Source organism: Oerskovia sp. NPDC056781, from assembly GCF_042789955.1.
GTDB classification, from domain to species: domain Bacteria; phylum Actinomycetota; class Actinomycetes; order Actinomycetales; family Cellulomonadaceae; genus Oerskovia; species Oerskovia rustica.
Window position 1 is genome coordinate 1 of record NZ_JBHUAD010000259.1, and the last position, 5,168, is coordinate 5,168.

The 5,168-nt window shown below is 73.8% G+C and carries 4 protein-coding genes; 2 read left to right on the top strand and 2 right to left on the bottom strand.

Going from position 1 to position 5,168, the window contains the following annotated elements:
* Positions 1-68 precede the first annotated feature (68 nt).
* The gene (locus tag ACFRCR_RS16610; protein WP_377679061.1) at positions 69-203 is read right to left on the bottom strand and encodes a hypothetical protein; all 135 of its coding nucleotides are present in this window, start codon (positions 201-203) and stop codon (positions 69-71) included.
* Positions 200-1,417, bottom strand: a complete 1,218-nt coding sequence (locus ACFRCR_RS16615) for an NAD(P)/FAD-dependent oxidoreductase (protein WP_377679062.1) — start codon at positions 1,415-1,417, stop codon at positions 200-202. Before ACFRCR_RS16615 ends, ACFRCR_RS16610 begins: the two co-directional genes overlap by 4 nt.
* A 312-nt stretch (positions 1,418-1,729) precedes the next feature.
* Between ACFRCR_RS16615 and ACFRCR_RS16620 the strand changes: the two genes are divergently transcribed.
* Both ACFRCR_RS16620 and ACFRCR_RS16625 read left to right on the top strand, forming a co-directional pair.
* A complete protein-coding gene (locus ACFRCR_RS16620; RefSeq protein WP_377679064.1) occupies positions 1,730-2,671 on the top strand; it encodes an ATP-binding cassette domain-containing protein in 942 nt (313 codons plus the stop codon).
* Positions 2,672-2,746: 75 nt separating this feature from the next.
* Positions 2,747-5,065: a YhgE/Pip family protein gene (locus ACFRCR_RS16625; protein WP_377679065.1), complete on the top strand. Its 2,319-nt coding sequence runs from the start codon at positions 2,747-2,749 to the stop codon at positions 5,063-5,065.
* The last annotated feature ends 103 nt before the right edge of the window (positions 5,066-5,168 follow it).

Genomic DNA, 5,168 nt, shown 5'->3' on the forward strand with positions numbered 1-5,168 from the left:
GGGTCCCTGGCCGCTGGAGACGACCCGAACTGCACACTCGGCGACCGGGCGACCGGGTGATCACGCGGTCAGTCGTTCGGCGTGACCTCGGGCAGCGGCGCGGGACCGTCCGCGGGCACCCAGCCCTTGGGCGGCCGGACGGTCGGGACGTCGCCCACGATCGGCACCGGGCGGCGGTGGAACGGGAAGCCGTAGCGGGTCACGAGTCCCCCGCGAGCGTCGTGAGGCGGTTGCGCGGTCCGATGAGGCTCATGATGTGCACGAACAGCCACGCCAACCACGCGGTCCCCCGGGTCAGGCGCAGCTTCCCGGCGATGTCCGCGACGGCCGCTCGGCGCCCGATGACGGCCATGGTGCCCTTGTCGAGGTACCTGAGCGAGGTCGTCGGGCGGCCCTCGACGAGCGCGCGGACGTTGCGCCCCACGACCTTGCCCGACTGGATCGCAGGCTGGGCGAGCTGCGGCAGACCCGCAGGCGAGACCGCGACGTCCCCCGCGGCGAAGTGGTCCGGGAACCCCTCGACCTGCAGGTCGTCGCCCACGCGGATGCGCCCGCCGTCGCCCAGGGGCAGGTTCCAGCGCGAGACCTCCTCGTGCGGGGCGACGCCCGCGGCCCAGATCGTGAGGTCCGAGCGGATGAAGTCGCCGTCGGTGAGCTCGACGCCGTCGGGCAGGACCTTCGCGACGCCCGCGCCCAGGTGCAGGTCCACCCCGCGACGCTGGAGCTCGCGCGCCGCGTACGTGCGCAGCTTCGCGGGGAAAGGCTTGATGAGCTCGGTGCCGCGCTGGACGATCTTGACGCTGAACGCGTCGCCGTGGATCTCCGGGTACGCGGGCGCGAGGCCCTGCGTGCGGAGCTCGGCGAGGGCTCCCGCGACCTCGACGCCCGTCGAGCCGCCGCCCACGACGACGACGCGCAGGCCGTCGTCGGTCCCCGGTGAGGCCGCGGACTTCTCGAGGCGGACGAACAGGGTGTCGCGGATCTTCAGCGCTTGCGAGCGCGAGTACATCGCGAACGCGTGCTCCTTGGCGCCGGGTGTGCCGAAGAAGTTGGTGGTGACGCCGTTGGCGAGGACGAGGTAGTCGTAGCGGATCTCCTCGTCGTTGAGGAGCCGGAGCGTCTTGGTGTGCGGGTCGAGGCCCACGAGGTGCTCGTGGACCACACGCACGTTGCGCTGCCCCAGCCGCAGCGCGCGCAGGAAGTACGTGACGTCGCCCGGGTTCAGGCCGCCCGTGGCCACCTGGTAGAGCAGCGGCTGGAACGTGTTGTAGACGCGACGGTCGATCAGCGTGATGCGCACGGGCGCGCCTGCGAGCGCCTTGACGGTCGCGAGGCCCGCGAACCCGCCGCCCACGACGACGACGTGGGGGAGCTGCGCCCCGGTGGGTGCGGGGTGGGCGGCGATGCCGTCGTTCACTGTGTGCCTCTCGATACGTCTCGTGTGCGACACGACGATGTGCCGGGTGGTCCGGGGCACGAGCGTATGTCGCTCGGGGGGCGAGGGCGAGAGGGAGGCGAGACGGGTGCGCCGGTCCGAGACGGGTGCTCCGGACCGCGGCGCAAGGGACCGTCTCGGACCGGAGCACCCGTCTCGCGGGGCTCGCGTGACAGGGATCACGGGCCCGGGTATCTGACGTCGTGTGGACAACGGGGCTTCTCGGAGCGTAACTTCGAACTGACCGGTCAGTCTAAAAGAGTGATCGGACTCGGAACTCTCGGAGGAACCCCCATGAACCAGCCCGTCGCACGGCACAGCAGCGACGAGGCCACGTACCTCGTGCAGGCCCCGACCAACACGCCCGCCCCCGGATCTGCGGCGAACGTCAACCGGCCCGACGGCGTCGCGCACCTCCCGCAGGGCGAGCTCGCCGCCGCGGACATCGCCGACGACCTGACCCTGCGCGGCCCGCTCGGCGGCGAGATCGCCGAGCCCGACACCCCGCCGCTCGGCAACGGCACGCCCCCGCACGCGGTCAGTGCCTACGACCTCCAGCTCCACGGCCCGCGCGGCCTCGTCTACGGCCCCGTCGACCTGGAGATCCCGGCCGGCGAGGTCGTCGTCCTCCAAGGTCCGCAGGGCGCCGGCCGTTCGAGCCTGCTCCTGACCCTCGCGGGCCGCATGGCCCCCGACCACACCCCCGACGGCTGGCTCGTCGTGCTCGGCGAGAACCTCACGGGACGCCGCGCCCGCCGCACCGCGGTCCAGCGCCGCGCCGCGATCGCCGGCTTCCACGGGATCGACGAGCTCGACGACGCGGTCACGGTCGGGGACTCGGTGCGCGAACGCCTCACGTGGCTCGCGCCCTGGTACCGCCGGACCCCCAAGGTCACCCCAGAGGTGTACGAGCGCGTGGCCCGCCCCGTGTTCGGACGCCGCGAGCTGCCCGCGCTCGACGCCATGGTCTGGGACCTCGACGAGGTCGACGCCATGCTCCTGCGCATCGCGATCGCCATGGCCCAGGACCCCGAGCTGCTCGTGGTCGACGACCTCGACCAGGTCCACGACTCGGCCCGCCGCCAGATCGTCTGGGAGCGCCTCGAAGCGCTCGCGGCCACGGGCGTGACCGTGATCGGCTCGGTCGCCTCCGCGGGCGAGGTCGACGCGATGCGCTGGGGTCGCACCCCGCACGTCGTGCGCCTCGCGACGGGCCCCCAGCTCGTCCCGGCCTGACCCTGCACCTCCCCGCCCGCGCTCCGCCGTCGGGCCCCCATCCTTCGCACGAACAGAACGGAAACACCCCTCGTGATGTCCTGGACCTCCACCGGTACGGAGCTGCGGCGATTCCGCCGCGGCCTCCTGCCCAAGCTCGCCGTGGGCGCGATGATCTTCGTTCCCCTGCTCTACGGGGCCATGTACCTGTGGGCCTTCTGGGATCCGACCGGCAACCTCGACAAGCTGCCCGTCGCGATCGTCAACGCCGACACCGGCACCGAGGTGGACGGTGAGCGCCTGGACGCCGGCGAGGAGGTCACGTCCACGCTCGTCGACTCGGGCGACCTCGAGTGGGCGCGCGTCGACGCGGCCGAGGCCGAGAAGGGCGTCAAGGACGGCACCTACTACTTCGCGCTGACCATCCCCGAGGGCTTCTCCGAGGGCATCGCGAGCGCCGCGGGCGACGACCCCCAGTCCGCGCAGCTCATGGTCACGTACAACGACGCGAACTCGTTCCTCGCCACGACCCTGGGCCGCAGCGCCATGACCCAGGTCCAGGGCGCGGTGCGCGAGGAGATCGGTGCGCAGGCCGTCGACAAGGTCCTCGTGGGCCTCGGCAGCGCCCGCGACGGGTTCGCGCAGGCCTCCGACGGTGCGCTCACGCTCACCGCGGCGAGCGGCCAGCTCACGGACGGCGCGACGCAGGTCGCCGACGGCGCGACGTCCGCCGCCGACGGCGCAGGCACGCTCGCAGCCGGGATCGACCGGCTGGCCGACGGTGCAGGGTCCGCCGTGGCGGGAGCCGGGCAGCTCGCGAACGGTGCGGGAGCCCTGTCCCAGGGCGCGTCCTCGGCGAGCGCGGGTGCCTCGAAGCTGGCCGCCGGTGCGTCCTCCGCGGCCGACGGGGCGTCGGCCCTCGCGGCTGGTGCGGCCACGACGCAGTCGGGCATGGTCCAGCTCGCCGACGGCTCGCAGAAGCTCGTCGCGGGCTTCACGGCGCCCGACGGTCTCGTGGCCGGGGCGGACAAGGCCGCCGCGGGCGCGCAGCAGGTGTCCGACGGCGTCGCGCAGGTCCAGGGACAGGTCACCTCGCTCACGGGCAGCGTCCCCACGCTCCGCGCGCTGCTCCAGCAGAACGCCGCGACGCTGGGCGCCTCCGCCGACCCCCGGGCGCAGGCGCTCGCGGCCGCGAACGAGCAGGCCCTCGGCCAGCTCCCCTCGGACGCCGAGCTCGCCCGGAGCGCGGCGGGGCTCCAGGCACTCGCTGACGGCTCGAAGCAGGTCGCGGCCGGGCTGCCCTCCCTCTCGACCGGACTCAAGACGGCCTCGGCCGGAGCAGCGCAGATCGACGCGCAGCTCCACCCGGGGGCGGGCACGCAGACCGTCCGTGACGGCGTCGACGGCGTGGCCGCCGGTGCCGCGAACCTCAGCAGCGGCCTCACGACCCTGCGCGGCGGGGCCTCGGACCTCGCGGCCGGCAACGCTTCGCTCGCGTCGGGAGCGGGCACGCTCGCCGCCGGCACCTCGTCCCTCTACTCGGGCGCCCAGCAGCTCGCCGACGGCGCACAGTCCGCCGCGGCCGGCGCCGGGGCGCTCGCCGAGGGCACCACCACCCTGGCAGACGGGGCCACGCAGGTCGCCGATGGCGGGGCGCAGCTCACCGACGGCGCCCAGACCCTGACCGACAAGCTCGCCGAGGGGTCCGAGGCGATCCCCGACGACGGCACCGCCTTGCGCGAGCAGCGCGCCGACGTCATCGCGGCCCCCGTGACCGTCGCGGACCACGACCTGGCCGAGGCCGAGGGCTTCGGCGAAGGGTTCGCGCCGTTCTTCATCCCGCTCGCCCTGTTCGTGGGGGCGCTCATCACGTGGCTGCTCATGCGTCCGCTGCCCTCGCGGGCCCTCGCGACGCCCGCCTCGGGCCTGCGGACCACGCTCGCCGGGTTCCTGCCCGCGCTGTGCATCGGGTTCGCGCAGGTCGCCGTGATGCTCGCCGTCATCCACTGGGGCGTGGGCCTCGACATGACGCACGCGCTCGGGACGCTCGCGTTCACGACGCTCGTCGCCGCGACGTTCCTCGCGCTCCAGCAGGCCCTCATGGCGCTGCTCGGCCCGGCCGCGGGCAAGGTCGCGATCCTGGCGCTGCTCATGCTGCAGCTCGCGTCCTCGGGCGGCACCTACCCCGTGCAGACCACGCCCGCGTTCTTCCAGGCCATCCACCCGCTGCTGCCCATGAGCTACGCGGTCGACGGGCTGCGCCAGACCATCACGGGCGGCGTCGACGGACGGCTCTGGTTCGCGGTGGTCTACCTCGGCGTGCTGCTGCTAGCGTCGCTGGCGATCAGCGCCTGGCGGGCGGGCCGGATGCGCACCTGGACCCTCGACCGCCTGCACCCGGCGCTCGAGATCTGACGACGAAGAGGCTGGACGAACGATGACGACGACCAAGGCGGACCCGACGGCGGACGGCTCGGGCGCCGTCGGGCCCCTTGAGCCCGACGCCACCGGGGAGCAC